Origin of the sequence: Streptomyces sp. NPDC020742 (assembly GCF_040641675.1) — a bacterium.
Classification (GTDB): domain Bacteria; phylum Actinomycetota; class Actinomycetes; order Streptomycetales; family Streptomycetaceae; genus Streptomyces.
On sequence record NZ_JBFAEA010000002.1, the window covers coordinates 747452 to 770360 of the forward strand.

Annotated in this window: 12 protein-coding genes; 5 read left to right on the plus strand and 7 right to left on the minus strand. The window is 71.3% G+C overall.

Translation table 11 applies throughout. The annotated features are described in order from the left end of the window. Positions 1 to 183: 183 nt before the first annotated feature. Positions 184 to 612, plus strand: a complete 429-nt coding sequence (locus AB0G84_RS07375; protein ID WP_361316706.1) for a hypothetical protein — start codon at positions 184 to 186, stop codon at positions 610 to 612. 163 nt (positions 613 to 775) lie between these two features. On the opposite strand, the gene AB0G84_RS07380 is transcribed toward AB0G84_RS07375, so the two are convergent. Further along, the gene (locus AB0G84_RS07380) at positions 776 to 5845 is read right to left on the minus strand and encodes a hypothetical protein (RefSeq protein ID WP_361316709.1); all 5070 of its coding nucleotides are present in this window, start codon (positions 5843 to 5845) and stop codon (positions 776 to 778) included. A 381-nt stretch (positions 5846 to 6226) separates the two neighbouring features. Between AB0G84_RS07380 and tgmA the strand changes: the two genes are divergently transcribed. Then, the gene (gene tgmA / locus AB0G84_RS07385) at positions 6227 to 6418 is read left to right on the plus strand and encodes a putative ATP-grasp-modified RiPP (protein ID WP_361316712.1); all 192 of its coding nucleotides are present in this window, start codon (positions 6227 to 6229) and stop codon (positions 6416 to 6418) included. 6 nt (positions 6419 to 6424) lie between these two features. Then, entirely contained in the window at positions 6425 to 7354 is a 930-nt protein-coding gene (tgmB, locus tag AB0G84_RS07390; RefSeq protein WP_361316715.1) for an ATP-grasp ribosomal peptide maturase, read from the plus strand. A gap of 134 nt (positions 7355 to 7488) precedes the next feature. Here tgmB and AB0G84_RS07395 read toward each other — a convergent pair whose 3' ends face one another. The 3 genes from AB0G84_RS07395 to AB0G84_RS07405 form a co-directional block, all read right to left on the minus strand. Continuing rightward, the gene (locus AB0G84_RS07395; protein WP_361316717.1) at positions 7489 to 8919 is read right to left on the minus strand and encodes a cysteine desulfurase; all 1431 of its coding nucleotides are present in this window, start codon (positions 8917 to 8919) and stop codon (positions 7489 to 7491) included. Next, positions 8906 to 10288 (minus strand): family 2B encapsulin nanocompartment shell protein, encoded by a 1383-nt coding sequence (locus tag AB0G84_RS07400; protein ID WP_361316719.1) that lies wholly within the window; start codon positions 10286 to 10288, stop codon positions 8906 to 8908. Before AB0G84_RS07400 ends, AB0G84_RS07395 begins: the two co-directional genes overlap by 14 nt. Before the next feature lie 535 nt (positions 10289 to 10823). Further along, the gene (locus tag AB0G84_RS07405; protein WP_361316722.1) at positions 10824 to 11126 is read right to left on the minus strand and encodes a hypothetical protein; all 303 of its coding nucleotides are present in this window, start codon (positions 11124 to 11126) and stop codon (positions 10824 to 10826) included. A 535-nt stretch (positions 11127 to 11661) separates the two neighbouring features. Between AB0G84_RS07405 and AB0G84_RS07410 the strand changes: the two genes are divergently transcribed. Next, entirely contained in the window at positions 11662 to 13299 is a 1638-nt protein-coding gene (locus AB0G84_RS07410; RefSeq protein WP_361316724.1) for an APC family permease, read from the plus strand. A gap of 606 nt (positions 13300 to 13905) precedes the next feature. Continuing rightward, positions 13906 to 14679, plus strand: coding sequence for a 4'-phosphopantetheinyl transferase superfamily protein (locus AB0G84_RS07415; RefSeq protein ID WP_361316727.1), 774 nt, complete (start codon positions 13906 to 13908; stop codon positions 14677 to 14679). A gap of 77 nt (positions 14680 to 14756) precedes the next feature. Here the strand turns inward: AB0G84_RS07415 and AB0G84_RS07420 are convergent, their stop codons facing one another. The 3 genes from AB0G84_RS07420 to AB0G84_RS07430 all read right to left on the minus strand — a co-directional run bounded on the left by AB0G84_RS07420 (position 14757) and on the right by AB0G84_RS07430 (position 22727). Then, positions 14757 to 17642, minus strand: a complete 2886-nt coding sequence (locus AB0G84_RS07420; protein ID WP_361316730.1) for an AAA family ATPase — start codon at positions 17640 to 17642, stop codon at positions 14757 to 14759. Between the two features lie 972 nt (positions 17643 to 18614). Further along, positions 18615 to 19421, minus strand: coding sequence for a LuxR C-terminal-related transcriptional regulator (locus AB0G84_RS07425; protein ID WP_361316887.1), 807 nt, complete (start codon positions 19419 to 19421; stop codon positions 18615 to 18617). Between the two features lie 489 nt (positions 19422 to 19910). Further along, complete coding sequence (locus tag AB0G84_RS07430; protein WP_361316733.1) at positions 19911 to 22727, minus strand: LuxR family transcriptional regulator; 2817 nt, start codon at positions 22725 to 22727, stop codon at positions 19911 to 19913. Positions 22728 to 22909: the final 182 nt, after the last annotated feature.

The window sequence follows — 22909 nt, forward strand, 5'->3', positions numbered from 1 at the left end:
CCCCCCCAAGGAACGGTCGAACCGGCCGGCGTCGGTGCCGGCCGCCTGACTCCCCTGCCATGACTGTCCACCCGCGGACACCACTAGGCCAAGGAGAAAATGAGATGAGTTTGCGGGCTTGACACCCGTCGCATCCATGTGATTTCGCCCCCCGAACCACCCGCGTACGGAGACAATGGAGCGATGGGGGATCCGAGCGCGTGGGCGGCATGGGTGGCGGCGGCGACGAGCCTGGCCACATTGATCGTGACGACGGTCGTCGGTGGCCGACGCGATCACCGCAAGTGGGCGCGCGAATCGCTCACCGACGCCTTCGTCGCGTTCCTCGAAGCGAGCTGGGCGCACTCCGACCTCGTGCGGTACGCCCCCGACGAGCGGCCCGTCGATCCCGACACCGCCCAGGCCTGTTACGCCGAGATGCGCCGCCAGTTGACCCGGCTGCGCCTCCTGGCTTCCACGGAGGTACTGCGGGCGGGGGAGGACCTCCTGCGCTGCCAGCGCATTGCCCAGGAGGCACTGCCCGGGGCCGACCGCCAGGACGCCCTGGTGGCCGCGGCCCGCAGCCGGCGGGTGGTGGTGGCCGCTGCCAAGCGCGAGATGGGCCTGCCTTAAGGGGCTCCTCCCGGATTTTCGTGGGTTCGCGGGGGCCGGCATGCGCCGCTGCGGTGCTGTCGTCGTCGCACACGGCGTCGCTGTGCCGTCCTGCGTCGCCGTGCAGCCGCACGCACCGGGCCCCGTTCCCCGATCCACGGAGTTCCCCAAGCAACACCCTTGCTCACCGGACATAGCGCCCCAGTCTGGTCTCCGCGCTGTCGCGGATCTGTGTCAGCACCGCCTGCTCCGACGCCGGTAGCTTCCCGCTCTCCAGCGCCTGGGTGGTCCACTTCCCGATGCTGTGGAAACAGGCTTCACCCATTCGGTCCCTGGGTCCCGGCAGCCAGTGGTTGACGATGTTGCGGGCGGCGGCGGTCAGCACCGGATCCTCCGGGGACAGCGCCACCAGCAGATCCCGCCAGTTCCCCCAGTACCCCAGCCCCACCAGCCGGGCCCGCTCCATGCTGGGGTGCAACGCATCGGTCTCGTACGCCATCTGGTGCAGGGCCTGCTCCGCGCCGTCCGCCTCCAGCATCAGGTCCTCCAGCAGCGCCAGCCGCCCCAGGTAACCGATGGCCGTCGTGGCGTGCGCCGCCAGGGAGACCCGCACCAGCCCGTGCTCGCCGTGCGAGTGGGTGATGACGGTGCTGACGTTGTACTGGCTGGCCGCCACCTCGTGGACGAACGGCAGGGCCTCGTGGAGCCCGGCGCTCGCCGCCAGCATCACGAATTGGTGGGCGGCTACTCCCTCCGGACTCTCCGGCTGCAGCGACAGCAACTGCTGACGCACCGTCGGGGAGAGCACCATCGGCTGGACGTACGGCGCGTCCAGCAGCACATCGACGCTGCCGAGCAGGCTGGTCAGGCTGGGGGAGCCGATGCCCTGCTCGTCGACGAACAGCGCCGTCTCCGCCCGCAGCGGCAGCACCCCGCGCCAGGTCGTGCACCACGGCCAGTGCACCGCCTGCTGCTCCAGACCGTGCTTGATCAGCGCCTGCTGCACCTGGAGAGCCAGCCGCAGCCCCAGGTCGTGGTCGAGGGTGCCGGCCGCGGACACCAGAGCGGAGACCGGGTCGATGAACTCCGCGGTGAGCGCGGCCAGGACGGGCTCCAGCAGGCGCTCCAGCACCCCCTGGTCATCCGACGGCAGGCAGTGCACGAACGCCGCCACGATCGACAGCCGCTTCGCCGACGCCGGGGCGGCGCCGATCTCCTCGAGCAGCGGTGCGCCCAGCACCCGGCCGTCCGACAGCAGCCGGTGCGCCCCGATCACCGCCAGGTGCTCATTGGGCTGGGTGAGCAGATCCTTCCAGCCCTCGGGCCCGGCGCCGAACATCTCCGGGTCGAGCAGCGCACCGGCCAGCACGCTCTGCGGGGAGCCGGCCTGTAACGCCCGGGCGGCCTCGTCCAGCATCTCCCGCCAGTCCGGGCACTCGGCCAGGCCCGCCCGGAAGCGGTAGGCCAGCAGGGTTTCGAGGTCGCCCTCGGCCGCCAACTGCTGGAGCAGAAAGAGCCGTTCCTCGTTGCGCCGCTCCGCCGCTTCGGTCGCCGCTGTGAAGCCCAGCTCCCGGTCGATCTCGGACAGTCGGCGGGCACAGGCCTGCGCATACACCGCGCGCAGCGCCCGGCTGGGCACCACCTCCAGCTGTACGAGCGTGTCCCACGCCTGGGAGGTCACCTCCCAGGACGAGCCGGGCTGCTCCAGCCGGGACCAGGCGTGCCCGGTGAGGCTGGTCAACCCCGCGGCCTGGATGCTGCGCAGCGCCCGTACGCTCACCGAGTCCCCCACACTGCGGCCCGGCGGCGGATCCAGCAGCCCGCACAGCACCTCCTTGAGGGCGGTGGTGGCGTCCGGGACGAACCACTGATGCATCATCACCAGGCCGTCCAGCGCGGCCTTCACCGCCTGTGGGGCGCTCTCCTGGTCGAGGGCCACCCGCTCCAGGACGTCCATGGCCGACGGCGCTCCGTACTTGGCCAGGGCGTACGCCGAGCGCCGCCAGGCCGGTCGGCCGCTGGTCACCGACCGCAACACCGCGTGCTGGGCCTCCAGGAACGCCTGTCGCACCTGCGGTACGGCGTCCTCGGGCGCGGCCTGCAGCAGCATCGCCCCGTACCACGGGTTCGCCTCCACCGCGGTCTGCAGCACCGAGGCGACGGTCTCCGGGTCGGCATGCGGATCGGCGACCAGGAAGAGCGCCGCGTCCCGCCAGCCGAAGGTCCGGATCCGGTCGGTCACCGACGGCGCGCCGTCCTGGGCGTCGTCCAGCAGCACGGACGCCGCACAAAGCGCCTGCACCAGCGGGTTGCAGAAGGTGACCCGGGAGGCGTCCTGCTGGACGGCGGTGGTCGACAGCAGGGTCTGCAGGTCCTGCTCGGCGTCGGCCCGGGCCGGGTCCTCGATGACCTGCACGGCCTCCTCACGGCTGAGCGCCCCCGCGTCCCCGAGCCGGCTCACCAGCTTGTTGAGCATCTCCTTCTGCTGGACGACCGGAATGACGTGCTCACCCGTCTTCAGCATCCGCTCCAGGTACGCGTGCACCAGGACGCCCGGGTTGGTGGGGAGATCGCCGGTGTCCACGAAGTGCCGCACCAGCATCTTCAAGAACAGCGGACGGCCAGCGAGTTCGCGTAACGCCACGGCCGAGGGGTCCTTGAAGAGCAGCTCCTCCAGCCGGGCGAACTCCGCCTGCCACTCGTTCGGATGCCGCTTGCGCAACTCATCGGCGATGAAGGCGCGCGCGGGCTGCTCGCGCACCTTGTGCAGCACCACCGCCGGCCACCCGAAGACCTCGGGCCGGTAGTCCCCGCCGCGCTGGCACACCACGATGCGCACCTGCTGGTACCTGACGTGCAGGTCCTTGAGCCAGGAGGTGACGCTTCTGCGGTGCCGGAGTTCGACCTTGTGCAGGTCGTCGACGGTCAGATGGACCGCCCCGATCTCCAGCAGCCGCTCCAGCCGGTCCTGCGACACCTCGTCCGGCACCTGTATCAGCGCCCGCAGAACGGCCGCGGGCGCCGGGTCGGACGCGCCCGGCAGCTCGATGCTCAGCCGTACCGCACTGACCGACAGCGGAAGGCAGCACGGTGTGTCGGCGGCGGCAGTCGGGTCGGCGTTCTTGGCGAACGCGTTCATCATGCGCATCTTCAGCTCGCGGACCACCACGCTCTTGCCCGACCCGGAGTCGGCCACCAGCACCGCGACGTCATGCTGCGCCAGCAGGTCCAGGCAGGTCTTCGGCGCGACGGTCAGCGCCCCCTCGCCCTGCTGCACATAGGGCTCGCCGTGCGCCAGCACCCGGCCCTCCAGGGGGATGTAGGTGAAGTCGCGGAAGTGCTGTGTGCTGTCGAACTCCTTGTCCCGGCAGTGCCGTTGGAGCTCCTCGACGGTCGGCGCCAGCGGTCCGCCGAACAGCCGCTCGGTCACCCGGCGGGCCGGCGAGCCGGCCCTGCGCGGCCGTTCGACACCGGCGGCCACCAGGGCGGCGGTCAGCAGATCGGCCGACGGCCAGCTGAGCTCGTCGGGGTTCCCCAGCAGCATGTCCCGGGCGAGGCGGGCCTGGCCGACGGTCCACCGGTCGAAGAAGCTGCGGTACGCGACCCCCAGGCACTCCGAGGCCACGCCGGCGACCGCGGTGGACGCGCCGATCTGCTGCTCGGACTGCTGCCCGGCGTCCCACTTGAACGTCCGGCAGGCCGCCAGGGCCAGATGCTGGAAGTAGTGGCGGGGCCAGGCCTCGCGGTCGTCGTCCGGGACGGTCTTCCACACGCCCAACCGCAGGGCCCAGAGCAGGGCCAGACAGCGGCTCAGCACCGGCGCCTCGGCGGCGACGGACTCCACCAGGAAGGCCGCTGCCGCGGCCACCGCATCGGCTCCCCACAGCGGGGTGACGACGGTGAGCAGCGCCAGATACCGCTGGAGCCGCACCAGATCGGCCCAGGAGAGCGCGGGGGCGACGCAGTCGCGGAGGGTGCACACCTCCATCCAGGCGAGGTCGGAGAGCAGATAGCCGTCCGTCGAGAAGGACGCGAAGTCGATCAGGTACGGGTTCTTCTCGCAGAACATGATGTTGCGCGGATTGAGGTCGCCGTGCACATGGGAGGTGGTCCTCGCCTCGGCCGACGCGGACAGCACGCCCGCCAGCGCGGCCATCGGATGACCCACGGTCATGCCGTCGTACTGCAGCAGGTGTGCGGTCTCGGCGAAGTCCCCCCGCGTGCGCAGGCCGGCGGAGAACAACTGCGACCACTGCTGCGCACGGGTGTACCGGACGGTGGCGTACACATCCAGCGGCCGCTCACCGATCAGTCCGGCGACATCCGTGACGGCACCCGCGCTGCCGGTCAGTTCGACGTGCACGCGCACGGAGTTGAATGCGCCGGACACCACCTGGGGTTCCCCCGCGGCCCGGCGTGGCACCGTGGCCCGGTTCAGCATCAGCCGCACCGTGTCGCCCGGGCCGAGGATCCGGCCGCGGCCCGGAGGGGCGGTGGACGCCTGCATCAGGTCGCTGGAGGTCACCGCGGGCCTTTTGAGCTCCTTCGGGCCTGGGTTCCCGTCCACCAGCCGGACCGGGCCCTGCTCCGGTGCGTCGATCGCATCGACCTTGAGCACCACATTGGGCCCGAGGCTCCAGTTCTCCTGCCGCAGGAGCTGTTCCGAGGCCGAGGTGGCCTGCCGGTAGAGCTTGTTCCGGAGCGTACTCATCATTGCCGAAAGGGTGGCCACACCCTGCTCGGTGGCATCCGGATTCTCTATGGCCTCAACCACCACGTCTTCCAGTGACCGGACCGTCCCTTCGGTGTTCTGGTCCCGGTCCCGGACATGTGCGTAGACCACCACGTGCCGTTTGAAGTCCACCGCATACTGTTCGTCGATCACGGATCGACTCACCGCGACGATCGGCACGTAAAGCGTGTCGTCGTGCTTTCTCGCCAGCGCGGTGAATGCCTGCCACTCCCGCTTCGCCTCGTCATGGCTCATCAGTTTCGCCACTTGGCGGAAGACGGCGGCCCTCTTTACCCCGACCTCGATCTCCAGGACTTCCGAACCGCTGCGCCCGCCGGCGAGCCTGCGTAACACCGTGACCGTGTGCACCCCGGCGGGCCAGTATCCCTTTGGCGCGTCCCCGTCGGCCGCCCCGGCACCCTCGCTGTCCAGCACCGCAACGTCGCACAGGGCGTCGATGAGGTATCCGTGATCCTGCTCGTCGATGCCGCATGCTGGAGCGAATTCAACCTGCCAAACCATGCGCGCCACCCCCGAAACCACCCGCAGCCTTACCCCACACCGGTGCTCGCTCTGCGTAGTGTTGATATAGCAGAGCGAGAGTGTAGCGATAAGTGCGCCCGCGTGGATGCGCTCCTCGGAAGGCGCCGGTGAGCCTGCTGTGCGCCCCTTCGCGCCACCGCGGGAAGGGAATACGCGGCGTAGTGCCGTTCTCACTCTCAGGCGGTATAGATCGGTCGACAAATACGTTCTGACGCCAAGTGCGTCAAGCAGAACGCAGGAACCGAGCAAAGGTGGCAACTATTGACCGAACAGTTGCGTCATCTGTGCAGAGTCGTCCGGCGAAGTACCCGTCCCAGACTGTGCCATGGGGACGATCACGGGGTTTTTGAAGGAGAAGTTATGCGACCGTTTGCGTTGAGCTACGCCCGTCCGGCGGTGAAGTCGGCGGCCACCACTCCGTACAGCTACGACGCCACGCGGCAACTCAACGTCCTGCCCGACGGGCGCCCGGCCACCAGTAGCCGGGCGGTCCTGCTGGCCACCGGGACCACGGCTTCCACCGCCGGTTCCAAGACCCACTTCGACGACTGAGCGTCGATGACCGTCCTGGTCCTCACCTGCGAGGAAGACCTGACCGCGGACATGGTCGTCGCGACCCTCCACGACCTCGGTGTCCCGCTCGTCCGCCTCGACCCCGCCGACCTGCCCGGAAGGGTCGACCTCTCGGCGGACTACGTCAACAAGGGTTTCCACGGCTACCTCAAGACCGACGAGCGCATGGTGAGCCTGAGCAGCCTGCGTTCGGTATGGGTCCGCCGGCCCGGCACGCCGGGGATCCGCGCCGACGAGCCCTCGACCTGGCTCACCGCGGAGGCCGACCAGGCGCTCTACGGCATGCTCACCTGCACCCCGGCCCGCTGGATGAACCACCCCGCGGCGGCCGCACAGGCCCGCTACAAGCCCTGGCAGCTCCATGTCGCCCAACGGAGCGGCTTCACCGTGCCCGCCACACTGATCACCTCGTTCCCCTCGGTCGCCCGCCAATTCGCCACCACCTACCAGGACCTCGTGGTGAAGTCGGTGTCCGGCAAGCACCCCGGCGATCCCCCGATGGTCCTGCCGACCACCCGCATCAGCCCCGACGCCGACTTCAGCGCGGTCGCGGCCGGCCCCACCCTGCTCCAACAGCACGTCCGCAAGCAGGCCGACATCCGGTTGACCTGCATCGACGGGGACCTCTTCGCGGCCCGCAAGGAAGCCGACCCGGACGAGGTGGACAGCCGTTTCACCGAGAACGGCGCCTGGAAGCCCGCCGAGGTCCCCGACCTCGTCCGCCGTTCGATCGACGCCTATATGACCACCGCTCAACTCGCTTACGGTGCCTTCGACTTCGCCGAGGACCAGAACGGCACCTGGTGGTTCCTGGAGTGCAACCAGGGCGGCCAGTTCGGATTCATCCAGCTCGACACCGATCAGCCCATCTCCCAGGCCATCGCCACCTGGCTGGCGGCGGAACCACCCGTCTGAGGCACCGACCGTCTGAGGCACCGCCCGTCTGAGGCACCGACCGCCGACGGGCGGCACACCCCGTACCCACCGCGCCCCCACCGGCGGCGCCGTGCGCACGGGGTGTGCCCTCGCGGCCCCCGGCCGCCGGGGCGTCACCCGCTCTGCTGCATCCCGAGCAGTGAAGCCACCAACGCGTCCACCTCCTCGGGGGTGTTGTACAGCGCGAGCGAGGCACGCGTCGCGCTCGTCAGGCCGTAGTGGGCCAGCGCCGGCTGGGCACAGTGGTGGCCCGCCCGGACGGCGATCCCGTCCTGATCCAGCCGGTCGGCGATCTCCGCCGGGTCATGACCGGCCAGGGTGAAGGTGAGCACCCCGATCCGGTCGGGTGCCGAACCCAACAGCGTCAGCCCCGGGACCGTGGCCAGGGCCTGCTGGGCATGGGTCATCAACGCGGTCTCGTAGGCGGCGACGGCGTTCCGGTCGAAGGCCGTCAGCCAATTCAGCGCGGCCAGCAGACCGACCACACCGGAGATGTGCCCGGTGCCGGCCTCCAGCAGGTGGGGCACCGGGGCGAAGGTGGTACGGGCGAAGTCGACGGACTCGATCATGTTGCCGCCGCCCTGCCACGGCGCCATGCCGCCGAGCACGTCCGGCTTCGCGTACAGGGCGCCGATGCCCGTGGGCGCGAACAGCTTGTGCCCGGAGAACACATAGAAGTCCGCGTCCAGGTCCTGCACATCGACCGGGAAGTGCGCCACCGCCTGCGCCCCGTCCACCAGCACCTTGGCGCCGTAGCGGTGCGCGAGCGCGGTCATCTCGCGCACCGGCGGCACGGTGCCGAGCACGTTCGACGCATGGCTGAGCGCGACGAGCCGGGTGCGCATGGACAGCAGATCGGCGTAGCCGTCGAGGTCGATCTGCCCGTCCGGCCGCAGTGGTACGGGCACCACCCGGGCCCGGGTCTCCTTGGCGACCAACTGCCAGGGGACGATGTTCGAGTGGTGCTCCAGCACCGGCACCAGCACATCGTCCCCGGGGCCGAGGTTGGCCCGCCCCCAGCTCTGGGCGACCAGGTTGATCGCCTCGGTGGTGCCGCGTACGAAGACGATGCTGTCGGCGGAGCCCGCGCCCAGGAACCGGGCGACGGCGGCCCGGCCCGCCTCGTACATCTCGGTGGCCTCCCGGGCCATGGTGTGCGCACCGCGGTGGATGTTGGAGTTGGCCGTTCCGTAGAAGCCGGCCAGCGCCTCGATCACCTGGCGGGGCTTCTGCGTGGTGGCTCCGTTGTCCAGCCAGACCAGCGGGCGCCCGTTCACCAGCCGGTGCAGGATCGGTACGTCCAGGCGTGCCAACTCCGGCGAGAAGGACGGGGGTTCGGTGGAGGGCAGCGTGGCGGCGAGGGGATCGGCGGGAGTGGACGGGGCCGGCTGCGGCATCCGGGCCGTACCGGGAAGCGGGGCCGGATCGGGAAGCGGGGCCGTACCGGGAAGCTGGGTCGCTTCCGGCAGTCCGGCCGTCGCCTCCGGAAGGGCACCCGTCCCCAGGTCGCGCACGTCCCCCCACCCGACGTCAGCTGTAGTCATGGTAGTTGGCGACCTCGACGTTCTGGAGCACCGCGAGGGCGTCCTCCACCAGCACCGCGGTGTTGAAGTACGCCGTCATCAGGTACGACGTGATGCCCTTCTGGTCGACGCCCATGTTGCGCATCGACAGCCCGGGCTCCACCTCGTCCTCGATCTTCGCGGGGCGCAGGCCCACTACGCCCTGCTCTGCCTCACCCACCCGCATCAGCAGGATCTCGGTGGTGCCGATCCCGGCACCACCGGAGAACCGCACCTTGTCGGAGGGCAGCAGCGGCACCCCGCGCCAGGTCAGCAGGGGGCTGCCGAAGCGGTTGTCGATGACCGGGGGCACGCCCCGCCGGGTACACTCCCGGCCGAATGCGGCGATGGTCCTGGGGTGGGCGAGGAAGAAGCCCGGCTGCTTCCAGACCCGGGTCAGCAGCTCGTCCAGGTCGTCCGGTGTCGGGGAGCCGGTGCGAGCCTGCACCCGCTGTCCTGGTGCCACATTGTTGAAGAGGCCGAATTCCGGGTGGTTGAGCAGCGAGGCTTCCTGCCGCTCGCGCAGTGCGTGCACGGTCAGGTGGGACTGCGCCCGGACCTGGTCGATCGGCCCGTTGTAGAGGTCGGAGACCCGGGTGTGCACCCGCAGGACCGTCTGAGCGAGCGTCATGTGGTACTCACGGGGCGTGTCTTCGTAGTCCACGTACGTCCCGGGCAGGTCGGGCTCGCCCACATGGCCGGAGCTGACGTCGACCGGCACCTCGGCGCCCGGAAGGACCCCGTCGGTGGCGAGGTAGGCGTCCATGGCCCCCCGCACCGACGCGTCGCGGTCGCACAGCCCGGCCAGCACGCTGCGTTCGACGCAGAGGGCCACACCGGGGGTGAGCGCCTGCACGCGGTAGGGCAGGGGCTCGGAGCGGGTCCAGGCGTCCAGGTCGAAGAACTGCCCGTCACCGATCACTTCGAGCACCGCGTCCTCGCCGTAGCGTCCGCTGACCCGCTTCTCGGCACGGCCCTGAGCAATCACCCAGAGCCGGTCGTGGGCGTCGCCGTCCTGAGCCAGCAACTGGCCGGCCTCGAAGGGAACTTCGGTGAACGCTCCGGCGAGTTCGGACAGCAGCGCGTCGTCCGCCTCCCGGAGGTAGGGGAGTTCCCGCAGGTCGCCCGGGATGATGCGGGGTGCACCGCCGTCGGTGTGGGTGCTGATGCGATCGTCGCCGAGGATGTACGTACGGCGCCGGTTGACGCGGAACACGCCGGCTTCCACATCCACCCAGGGCAGGGCGCGCAGCAGATAGCGCGGAGTGATACCGCGCATCTGCGGGCTGGTCTTGGTCGTGGTCGCGAGCTGCCGTGCGGCACCCGGGCTGAGGCTCATTCGTTCGTTCACGGGACCTCCTCGCAAACAGGCATGCCGGTGGTCCGGTGCACGGCCGGACGACATGCGGGAATCACACCGATCGTCCGGTTGCCGTCAGGCGTCCGCAACCACCCGTTTGCCGGCGTTCGGCCGGAATTGGTCGCTGTACGGGTATCTCAACTCCGCATGCCTGTACGACGAGGGGGCTTTCGGCCGCCGCAGCTCGGAAGGTGAATCGTCGGAGGAGGGCATTCCGAAGGCGTCGCGGAGGGTGTCGAGCCGCTTCAACTCCCTTTCAAGCGACCTGATTTGACCTCTTACTGCGGCTTTGGCTCTCGTAAAGAGGTGCTTATGGGAGAGGGGCTGCTTTCCTGCCGACGCCGTCGCGTCATCGGGGCGTCGGGTCAACGGACGTCGCGTCGTTGGGACGTCGCGTCGTTGGAGCTGGGGCTGACCATCCGTCAGACGCCGCTGTTGCGGGGGGCTTTCGGTGCGGGGCCGCCCGGCCCTCGCGGTGTGCCTCTGCGCGGTGGGTGGGCCGGGCGACGGTCGGGGGCGGTCCGGCCTAGAGGAGCCCCGTCTGTGCCTTGCTGAAGAGCACGCCCTTTGAGTAGAAGAACACCGCGCTGCTGGCGCCGTCGGCGCCGTAACACGTCCAGGTGATGGGGTAGCCGTCGTGGGGTTGCGCCTTGTCCTCCTGCTGGCAGGTGGTGGCGTACTGGAGCAGCGTCTGCTCGCTGCTGCCGGCCTTGATCTTCTGGTATTCGGCAAGCGTCAGCGGATCGTCGGCGGCGGCGCTGCCCTCGTATATGCCGATGCCCACCAGGAGGGCGAGGCTGCAGAGTCCGGCTATGACGCTCGTTTTCACAGGTGAGTTGTCCTTATACGGGTGTGGGGCCCGCGGGCCGGTCCGTGCGGGTGGTGCACGGCCGTGCACAGGGTGCACGACGGTGGAGCCGGCCGGGGTTCCGGTCGCCACGGGAGTCTATTTGGTGTGCTCCCGTCATGTGGCGGGCGCGGTCGGAGTGGGCGCCGGCGGGCTCGCTCACCTGGGGCGTTGGGGTGGTGAGGGTGGGTGGTCGCGTGACCGCGACGTGCGTCGGCGGCCGGAGTCGACCCTTGTGTCAGTAAGCGACAAAACCCCTGCGTCGAAGCTCAGATTTTGATCAAATTGAATTCCGGTCGACAAGGAAATGTGTAGTGGCGTGGTCGCCTTCCGTCACTTGGAGCGGTTCGTGGGGTATCTGAGTGTCCCGTACCGCCAAATGTCCACAACGTAAAGCCCTGAATTAGGTAATGAAATTCAAGGAAAGTAACTATTCAGTCAACGGCTCTTTGCAGGGCTCTGAATGCTCCCTACTCTGAGGCAACTTTTCGGCCAGTCCTGTCTTGAAAGGCCTCCCATGGCAAGCGTTGACGAGCTCACGCCCCCGAAGACACGAGAATCAGGCTCTCTGCGGAGGGATGTAGGCCTCATCGGCCTGATGTGGGCCTCGGTCGGATCCATCATCGGCTCCGGCTGGCTCTACGGGGCCCAGAAGGCCGTTGTGGTGGCGGGTCCGGCGGCAGTGATCTCCTGGAGCATCGGCGCGGTCGCGATCGTGCTGCTGGCCCTGGTGCACGCCGAACTGGGCGGCCTGTTCCCCGTTGCGGGCGGCACGGCGCGGTACCCGCACTACGCCTTCGGCGGCCTCGCCGGCATGTCGTTCGGCTGGTTCTCCTGGCTCCAGGCGGCGACGGTCGCCCCCATCGAGGTCGAGGCCATGATCGGCTACGCCGGTCACTGGTCCTGGGCGCAGGGCTTGCAGCACACCAACGGCACCCTCACCACCAGCGGCTTCATCGTCGCCGTCATCCTGATGGCGATCTTCGTCGCGGTGAACTTCCTCGGCGTGAAGGTGCTGGCGCACACCAACAGCGCGGCCACCTGGTGGAAGATCGCCGTACCGCTCGGGGCGATCTTCGTCATCGCGGTCACCAACTTCCACCCGCACAACTTCACCTCGCACGGCTTCGCGCCGTTCGGCGCCAAGGGCGTGCTCAGCGCGATCAGCACCAGCGGCATCATCTTCGCGCTGCTCGGCTTCGAGCAGGCCATCCAGCTGGCCGGCGAGAGCCGCAACCCCAAGCGCGACCTGCCCCGCGCCACCATCGGGTCCGTGGTGATCGGCGCCGTCATCTACACCCTGCTGCAGATCGTCTACATCGGCGCCCTGCCGCTGGCCTCGTTCGCGCACGGCTGGGCCAAGCTGGACTACGCCGGGATCAGCGGCCCGTGGGCCGGCCTGGCCACGGTGATCGGCCTGGGCTGGCTGGGCTGGGTCCTCTACGCCGACGCGATCATCTCGCCCGGCGGCACCGGCCTGATCTACACCACCTCCACCTCGCGCATCTCCTACGGCCTCAGCAAGAACGGCTACGCACCCCGGCTCTTCGAGAAGACCGACGCCCGCGGTGTGCCGTGGTTCGGCCTGATCATCTCCTTCGTGACCGGCGTGATCTGCTTCCTGCCGTTCCCCAGCTGGCAGGAGCTGGTCTCCTTCATCACCTCCGCCAGCGTGCTGATGTACGCCGGTGCGCCGCTGGCGTTCGGCGTGTTCCGCGACCGTCTGCCGCACCACGAGCGCCCCTACCGCCTGCCCGGCGGCAACATCATCTCGCCGCTGTCGTTCGTCGTTGCGAGCCTGATCATCTACTGGGCCGGCTGGAACACCCTGGAGCGCCTCGGCGGCGCGATCATCATCGGCTACATCCTGCTCGGCAGCTACGCCTGGTACGCGACGAAGAAGCGCCTGCCGAACGCCCCGCGGCTGGACTGGAAGGCCGCGCGGTGGCTGCCGGTGTACCTGATCGGCATGGGCATCATCGCCTGGCAGGGCGGCTTCGACGGCCAGAACCACATCCCGCTGTGGTGGGACATGGCGCTCGTGACGTTGTTCTCCCTGGGGATCTACTTCTGGGCGCGGGCATCGGCCGTGCCGACCGAGGCGATCGAGCAGAACATCGAGGAGGTCGCGGTGGTGGACGAGGGAGGCCACTGACCGTACCGCTCCGATCCCTACCTGACGGGTAATCAGGGCGGGTGATCGGGACGAGTGATCGGGACGACGAGTCCGGCCGGCACACCCCGGCCGGACTCGCCGTCTTTCCCCCGACCGGAACGAACCGGCGCTATGGCCTCAGGCGGGCGGCGCGGTCGGTGTGCGCGCCCCGAACAGCGGGCCGCCGCACCGGTAGCGGACGGCCCGGCCGCGGCGCACGGTGCGGACGCCGACCCCGACGAGCACCGCCAGTGAAGGAATCTGCCGATCACCGGCACCGGCCTCCAGCGGTCCGGCAGCCGGACCGTCCGGCCTGCGGTGGGCTGCCGCGACGCTAGGGCGGGTGGAGGCACATCGGCTCCCGGGGCCGGTGCGGCGCGGACACCGTCCACCGGCTCTCCACCGGCAGGGTGGGGAGGAGCCCGGCGAGCGACCCGCGCAGCGGGCCCCGGGGCGGGAAGTCTGGTCATTTCCCCGGGACTTCCCGCCGGATCCCGGCTTTCGGTGGGACACCCGGCACACCGGACCTAGGCTCACCCTGGCATCGGACGGCGCCTGCCGTGCGGCGCGACACCGGACTAGGGCGAGGGGGCGGGAGCAGCTGCGATGACCGGAGACATGACCGGAGACACCGCGAGGGGAACGACGTTGATCGGCGCACTGCTGCCGGGCACGGTCTCCGTGGCGGAGACCTTCGGCGCGCCGCCGGCCGGTGTGCTGCTGCCCGAGGAGGAGCGCGTCGTGGCGCGCGCCGTCGAGAAGCGGAAACGGGAGTTTGCCGCGGGCCGTTGGTGCGCCCGCCGGGCCCTGGCGGGCCTCGGCTCGCCGCCGGTACCGATCCTGCCGGGGCCCCGCGGCGAGCCCCGGTGGCCCTCCGGCACCGTAGGCGCCCTCACCCACTGCGAGGGGTACGCCGCGGCCGCGGTCGCACCCCGCCAGGAGGTGCTCGCCGTCGGCGCCGACGCCGAGCCGGCCAGGCCCCTTCCGGACGGGATTCTGGACGCCGTGTCCCTGCCGGACGAGCGGGCCCACCTGCCCCGCGACCGCCCCGGAGCCCCGCCGCTGCCCTGGGACACCCTGCTGTTCAGCGCCAAGGAAGCGGTCTACAAGGCGTGGTTCCCGATGACCGGCCGCACCCTCGGATTCGAGGACGCGTTCCTCACCTTCGACCCGGCCGGCGGAACCTTCACCGCACGCCTCCTGGTGCCCGGTTGGCAGCTCGCCGACCGCCTCCTGACCGGCTTCGAGGGGCGCTGGGCCGTACGGTCGGGGCTGGTCGTGACCGCAGTCGCGGTACCGGCCGCTCACACTGGCCCCACCGCCCGCCCGACCGGGTCGGCCACCGCACCCCTCTGCGGGGGCGAGGGGCCGCAGGCATGACGAGCCGCGACGACGGCCGGCGGCAGCCGGGAACGGGGCCGGGCCGCGCCCCGTTCCCGCGGCTCACGGCCGCGCCGTCACCTCCCCGCCCGGTCAGCGCCGAAGAACGTCCCCAGCCCCCGGCGCCCGGACACCCCCAACTTCCGGTACACGGACGTCAGATGCTGCTCCACCGTGCGCTGGGTGACGAACAGCTCCTCGGCGATCGCCCGGTTGGTCCGGCCGCCGGCAGCCAGCCGCGCCACCTGTTCCTCGCTCGGCGTCAGCGACTCCAGGCCGCTCGAAGTGATGCGGCGCGGCCGGGCGCCGGTGGCCAGCAGCGCGTCGTTGGCCCGGGCCCGCAGCGCTCCGGCACCGAGCGAGTACGCCAGATCGAGCCCCTGCCGGAGCGTCTCCCGGGCGGCCTCGGTCCGGCCGCACGCATGCAGCGCGGCGCCCTGGTCGACCAGCACCCGGGCCCGTTCGAGCCGCGCCGGGGCGTGCTCCAGGACGGACCGGGCCTCCTCCAGGAGCCGGAGCTTCTCCGGCGCGTTCTCCGTCTGCGCCAGCAGCCGCAACCCCGCGCCGAGCGCGTCGCGGAGGCCGCCCTTCCGGGCGCGCTCCACCGCGGCCTCCGCGAGATCCCTCGCGGGCGCCCGGGCCCCCAGGGCGAGGTGTGCACGGCCGGCCCACACCCACCACGACGACACGGCGGGACTCGTCCGGGTCCACCGGTCCTGCCGCCTGCCCGCTTCCAACAGGTCGGCCAGCGCGGCCTCGGGAGCGTGCAGGGCCAGCCGCAGTCGCCCCCGCGCGCACAGGAACTCGTTCCACTGCCAGGTCTCCTGGGTCGACGACGGCTGGGCCTGCGCCGCGGCCGCCTCGGCACCGGCGAGGTCACCGACGTCCAGCAACGCGTGGATGCGCGTCGCGATCGGCAGCGCCAGCGTGCGGCCCCAGGCGCCGGGCGGCACCACCCGCAGCGCCGACTGAACGGCCGCCAGCGCCTCGGACAGCGCCCCCAGCCGGTACAGCGCCTCCGCCCGCAACGCCTGGCACAGGCTGTACAGCGGCAGCCGCTGGCTCTGCCGGGTGCTCTCGATGATCTGCTGGTACGCGGCGTCCGCCTCGCCCGGCAGCCCCGCGTACAGCAGCGCCGTCGCCGCCGTGACGAGGAAGAACGGCGAGTCCACGCCTGGGATGCTGCGGTTCAGCATCCGGCGGGCCGCGGCGGCCGACTGCTGCGCCCGGTCCGCACGCACACAGCTGAGGCCGGCCCCCGTGGCGATCAAGGCCCGCTCACCGGGGGTGTCGCCGGGCAGGTCGATGTCGAACGGGTACTCCCGCAGGGTCTCCGTGAAACTCTGCAGGTCCTCGGCGGACGCCAGCAGCCGCTGCCCCTTCAGCAGGCGCTGCAGATCGCCGGTGGTGTCGTGCACCGTCGGTGCCTGCTCGGCCAGCAGCCGCACCGCCTGCAGCGACTGCTCGCTGCGGGTCAGGCAGCCGGCCAGCGAGCTCAACACCTGGAAGCGCAGCAGCGGCTCGTGCACATGGTCCAGGGCCGCCCGTAGGTGCCGGGCGGCGGCCTGGGGGTCCACGGGTGCCTCGGCCAGGCCCACTTCGACCAGCAGGGTCGCGTCCACGGGCGGCTGTCCCTCTTCGGGCAGACAGTGCCGCAGCAGCTCCGCCGCCAGCGCCGGGGCACCGCGGAACGACGCCTCCCGGGCGGCCTCGCGCAGCACGGTGACCGCCCAGTCCTCGGTGGTCGGCGGATCGCTCTTCAGCAGGTGGCCGGCCACCTGCTCGGCGCGCGCCCCCGCGTCCAGCATCAGCCGGGCGGCGCGTCGATGGGCGTCCGCGACCTCCTCTGGCGGCATGCCCGTCACGATGAATTCCCTGATCAGCCCGTGGTTGAAGGACCAGCGCCGGCCCTCGTCGACCGCCGAGACCAGGCTGTTGGACGCCAGCGCCCGCATCGCCGCGAGGTGGTTGGCGTCGTCCAGGCCGGCCAGCCGCGCACACACCTCCGGCAGGGCGTCGTCGCCCATGACGGCCAGCGCACGGGCCGCCGCCGTGGCGGACCCGGGCAGCCGCCGCAGCACGGCGCGGACCGCCTCCTGCAGGAAGGAGCCGTCGTCCGCGGTGAGGTCCGCCAGCTCCTCGACGGCCGGGGGACGGCCGCTCGACCGCAGCACGCACAGCAGCGCGTGGACGAGCAGCGGGTTGCCGCCGGTGATCGTCAGGCAGGCGTGGTGGAAGCCGTCCTCCGCCGGACGACCGAAGACGGCCCGTACCAGCTGACCGACGCCTTCGGACGTCAACGGTCCGGGCCGCAGGACCCGGCACAGCGGCTGCCCCGCGATGTCGCAGAGCAGCACGGCGTCCGTCGCCTCGTCGCCGGTCCGCTGGGACAGCACCAACAGGACGGGAAGCCCCTCGATCCGGCGGGCGAGGTGGTTGAGGAAGCGCAGCGACGCCATGTCGGCGCGGTGCGCGTCGTCGACGACGATCAGCAGCGGTCGCTCCGCCGCGAGGTTGCAGGTGAACCAGTACAGCCCGTGCAGCACGGAGAACGAGGTGTCCTCGGCCGGCGGCACGGCAGCGCCGTGCGGCGGTGTGCCGCGGAGCGCCTGGGCGGCCGTGCCGGCGCTGCCGCTCAGCAGCCGGGCCAGCCGCACCTCGTCGACGGTGGTCAGGAGCGGCTCGAAGAGCTGCCGCACCACACCGAACGGGACGTCGTGGCCCAGGGCATCGCCGTGCGCCTCGAGCACCCGTACGCCCTCGACGCCGGGTCCCGACACCAGCCGGCGCAGCAGCAGGCTCTTGCCGGTGCCGACGGCACCCTCCAGCAGGGCGATGGCGCCCGACCCGGCCCGGGCGTCCCGCAGGAGTGCGGCCAGTAATCCCGTCTCCGCCTCGCGGTTGGCGAGGGACAAACGGTCCCGCTGACAGCTGATTCCGTCGATGGGTATCCCGTTGGTCATCGGGAGTCTCCTGTCCGCACCCGTGCGCGGCACCCTCGTGCCGGGCCACCCCTCAGGGGCCGGGGGCCGGACGCAGGGACGGCCGTCGGGCGCCGGCCGGTCCGCCGCCGCACGTCCCCGCGCGGCACGTGGCCGGCCCCGGACACACCGGGGGGTCGCCTGTCCATACCTACGTCTGTGCCCTCTCCCCATTGGGATCTTTCTCCAGTTTCTCCCATCCGGAGGGATCGGGAGACACCCGGGGGGACCGCACAGGCGAAAGTCCGGTGAAGACGCCCGTGCGTGTGGCCGGCGGGGGCGCCCGTGGCACCGGCAGAACGGGTGCACGAATGGGTGCACGACGCGGGCGCGGAAGGACCGCGCAGGAGCCGGGCGGACGGCGGCGGAAGCTGGGAGGAGCCGAGGGAAGTGGGAGGCGCCGAGGGAAGCCGGGAGGAAGCCCGGGGGCGGAGCCGAGGCGGCGTCAACCCCGGGCATTCAGCAACGGGTTGCGCCACCGCGCGCGGCGGGGGAGGGCGCCGCGCAGCACGGGGCGGAGCCCCGCATGCGGTGGGCAAAGGCGCCCACCGGCCCAGAGAGGGCGGGGGGAGTCACCCTCTCGGAGCCGGTGCGCCTGCGGCCGGTCGGGTACGGTGCCGGCCGCCGCCGCCGGCGCGGCTCCGGGCGTCCGGGGGTCGGGCCACAAGGAGCCGCGCCGACGACCTCTCCATGGTCACCGACACCGCCTGGGGAAATCCCTAGATCCCGGGGCGGTGCCTGCGAACTCGGGCCCCGGCCACCGCGGTTGTCCGCTGGCACCGACGCGGCGGCCTGAGCGTGCACGGCGGCGGTGCGGCCGCTCGCCCGGTCCGTCCGGCGACGGTCCGCACGTACGTCGTCGCCGCGCTCGCAGCGCGAAGCGCGCAGCACGAAAGGGGCGCCCCGACCGGGGCGCCCCAGGGTGCTGCCGGTCAGCCGCCGCCGACCGGGACGTTACGCACGGGCATCGGCCGGCGCGCTACGGGCGCGGGAGGCGGCCGTCGGCGGACGCGGGGTGGCGGTCTCGGGGCGGGTACGGCCTGAACGCGGTCCGGCCGCACCCGCCGGCCGCTGCCCGGGCGCTCCGGCCCGGCGGCTGCGCCGGGTGTCGGAGTCCTTCACGAACTCGGACAGGACCCGGGGCGGCCAGCTGCCGATGGTGAGCATCCCCATGGAGTGGGCCCGGGCCACCAGCGCGGCCCGGTTGGGCGCCTTGAGCCTGCGCAGCATCAGGCCGACGTGGTACTCCACGCCCTGCCGGCTGAGGTAGAGCCGGGCGGCCAGCTGAACCGTGGAGGCGCCGCTCGCCACCCCTTCGAGGATCTGCGCATCGAGCTGGCTCAGCAGCTGCTTGCGCCGGGCCGGTGCCTCCTCATCGCCTTCGGGGGCCGGAGCGTCGTCGTCGGGCCGGATGGCCACCACGAAGGACGGTGCCTGGGCGGGCTCACCCCGTACCGCAACACCGGTCAGCTCACCCGAGAACGGCACCTCCTCGCCCCGTATCCCCACCATCCGCTCCACGAACCGGGCTCGTTGCCCCTCGGCGAGGCGGGCGAAGTGCCGGTTGAGCAGTACGGGGGCGCTGGGGTGCAGAAGGCTGTAGAGATTGCGGCCGCACGTTTCCGTGGAATCGAGGCCGAACAGGCGGAAGAATTCCGCGTCGGCGGCCACGATCGACAGGGACGCGTCGAGGCTTGCCATACAGGCCGGTTGGTGCTCGGCTGCCCGTCGCCCGGTCCGGGGGACGGGCTGATCCGGCAGGCCGGCGGGGTGGGGGGAAGGGGCGCGAAGGGCCGCAAGGGTGATCGGATCGGCATGGCGCTGGGATGTCAAGGGAGCTACCGTCTTTCTGCGGTCGGCACACCGGGAATTCCGGCGGCCGAATGAGGCATTGGTCGTCCCGCTCCTTCGGCGTACGGAGCGAAGTGCCTTTCTTGCATTGGTATTCCGCTGACCTTGACCCTAGGAAAGCCGTGTCCGGGCAGTCAACGCGAGGTGTGGCGATACGCAAAACACTGTGGTGTCTCGGTACGGTGGTTCGGTATCAATACCGTGCGGTAGCGATAACTCTTCGTCATGGTCTCATTGTTGCGAGTCAACCGATCCCGGGAACGGACGCCGGAGGCGGCCCGCGAAGAGAGCGCGCGAAGGGAAGGAAGAGGGCGCGCGAAGGAAGGGGAGAGGGCGCCCGCAGGCATGGCAGGGCCACGGCCCGGGAAAGAGCCGTGGCGCCGTGCAATGCGGCGGAGTTCAGCCCGAGGCGGCCGCCCCGGGGAAGTCCGTCGACCGGTCGAGTTCCCGCAGGGAATCGGCGAGGACCATCCGTCCTCGAATTGACATCTTGCGGTAGCAATTTGTCAGATGCTTTTCAACCGCACGGCATGTGATGTTCAGGAACTCGGCGATCTTCTTGTTCGTCAGCCCCGACGCGGCCAGCTCGGCCACCTTCCGCTCCGCGGGCGTCAGCTGATTGCCCGTCGGCCCCGGCGTCGTCGCCTCGGCGAGCCGCTCCTCGGCCCGCCGCACCAGCCAGGGAAGGTCGCAGGCGACGGCCTCCGCGCGGGCCCCCAACAGCGCCTCCCGGCCGCGGGGGTCATCCGGGCCATGGCGCTCACCGAGTTCCAACAGGGCCTGGCACAGCTCGAATCGGTTGTTGGAGCCCTGGAGCACGTCCACCGCCTCCTGCAACACCTCGGTGCCCTCCGGTCCCCCGAGCACCTGGGCGTGCGCACGCAGGGACCGGCCGAGCGAGCCCGGCGCGCCCCAGACCCGCGCCCGCTCCACCTCCAGGGAACTCAACTCGGCGGCCTGCTCCTGGTTGCCGAGGTAGAAGTGCACCAGCGCGGCGGCCGATGCCCACGGCAGCAGCGCCGGGTTGAGCCATCCGCACTGTTCGAGCCGGCGGCCCGCGTTGAGGAAGTGCGAAAGCCCCAGCTCCAGATCGCCCTTCCGCGCCGCGCACTGCCCCTTCAACATGGAGAGCACCGACCACACATACGGGTCGTCCGCCGCCCGGCTGGTACCCGCGAGCAGCCGCTGGGCCAGCGCGTCGTCCCCGGTCGGGATGGAGACCATGGCCAGCGTCATGGACGAGACGGTGAAGACCTCTTCGTTCTTGGCGCCCCCCAGCTCGTAGGCCGCGAGCGCACGCTCCTTGGCCTCGGCCAACCGGCCGCTGGCCAGCGACACCAGCGCCTGCTCGGTGCCGACCAGCGCCTGCTCCATACGCGTCTGCCGCCCGGTCGCGGTCTGTTCGACCCGGTCGAGCCAGGCACCCAGCGAGTCGAGGGAGTCCGCAGCGACCAGGGACGCCACCACCAGCGGAGCAGTGGTGTGCACATGCGTCGCCAGTGCCGGTTCGCTCTCCAGCAGCCGGTTCGCCATCGGCGCCACCTTGTGCGCGGGCAGCGCGTTGGCGAACGTCGCGGCGGCCAGCAAGGGGGCGAGCAACTCCCGTTCCCCCACGGTGTCCATCCGGGGCTCGGGGCCCTTGTGGAGCAGCCGGTTCACCGAGTCCGCCAGCTCGTCCGGCTCCGGCAGCGACGAATGCCGCAGCCGCGCCTCCAGACGCAGCGCCAGCTCCCGGTCGGGCCCCCACAGCCGCTCCTCGGGCCCCAGCGCGTCCGCCACCTCGCGCAGCAGCTCCTGTACCGGCAGCAGCGTCGACGCGAACGAGGTGGGCGCCAGCCGCACTAGGGCCTTGGCACGCTGCTCCGGCTCGTCGAGCAGCAACGCGGCCTGGGCGATGTGCCGCACCGCCGCGTACGGGGCGAAACTTCGCTCCGCGGTGGCCAAGTCGACCAGCAGCTGCGCCCGTTCAGCGTCCGGCGGGCCGTCCAACAGCGCCCGCCGCAGGAACCCCGCGGCGACCTCCGGGGCACCCCTGCGCTGTGCGGAGCGGGCCGCCGCACGCAGCACCTCGGTGGCCCACGGCCAGGTCGGCGCCGTGAGCGCCATCAAGTGCCGGGCCACGCGCTCGGGCGGCCGCCCGGTCCGGTGCAGCAACTCGGCCGCGAGCGCGTGCAGGGCGGTCCGCTCAGTAGGCGGAACACCCTCCTCCACCACCTCCTGCACCAGGCGCCGTACGAACCGCGGGCACCGCATGCCGGTCGTCAGGCCGAGCGACGTGAGGTGCCGCAGGGCCTGGTCCCGGACCGCGGCGTCCAGCCCGGTCAGCCGGCTCAGCAGCTCCGGAGTGGCCTGCGTACCGAGCACCGCCACCGCCCGTGCCAGCTTCCGCACCGGCTCCGACTGCGCGTCCAGGCGCAGCAGCAGCCGGCGTTGCAGCGGAGCGGGGCGCAGCGCCGCGGCGGCCCGGGCGTGCTCGGGCGTCGGCCGGAGGCCCTGGGACGCGGCGTCCGCCAGCACGGAGCCGAGGAACAGCGGATTGCCGCCGGTCGCCTCGTGGCAGGCGTGTACGAACGCCTCGTCCGCCGCTTCCCCGAAGTGCTGCCGGGCCAGCCCGGCGGAGCCGTCGAGCGGCAGGTTCCCGGGGCGCAGGGTCTCCGTGGCGTGCCCGATGACCTGTTGGACGTCCGGATCGCCGGCGAGCGTGTCGCCCTCGCGGACGGCGCAGACCAGCACGACCGGAAGGGCGGCGAGCCGCTCGCCCAGATGCCGCAGCCAGCGCAGCGTCGCCCGGTCCGCCCACTGCAGTTCGTCGACCAGCATCAGGAGGGGCTGGTCGCGCCCCATGTTCTCGACCAGCGCCGTAAGACCGTGCAGAACGGCCCGCTGTGCCTCCTCGCCGCCGGGCCAGCCACTGTCGAGCGCGGTACGGGCCGCGCGCGCGGGCCCCGTGGTCCACCGCTCCGCCGCGGCGTGGGAGGCGTCCCGCAGGGCCGGTTCCAGCAGTTGGCGGGCCACACCGAGCGGGAAACCACGCTCCATCGGGGCGGCGCTGACCCGCAGCTGCCGGGCCCGCTGCGCCTCGCCAAGCGCGCCGATGCCGTCGAGAAGGGCCGACTTGCCCACCCCAAGGGGGCCGGTGACCAGTATCAGGGCACCGCATCCGGCCTGCAGGGCAGCGGCCGCCAGGTCGAGTTCGGCCTCCCGGTCCAGCAACATCGAGTTCAGGTCCCTTCGGGCCGCGCGGTGGTGCGGCGGCGGGTGTGGGGGGTTCGCGAGGGTCTGGCGGGCATGAATATCTGTATGCAAGGAAGTTCTGTGTGCAAGGAATTCTGTGCGAGAAGTTCGATGCGCGAGGAGTTCTGTGCGTGAGGAGTTCCGTGCGCAACGAGGGTCTGCGT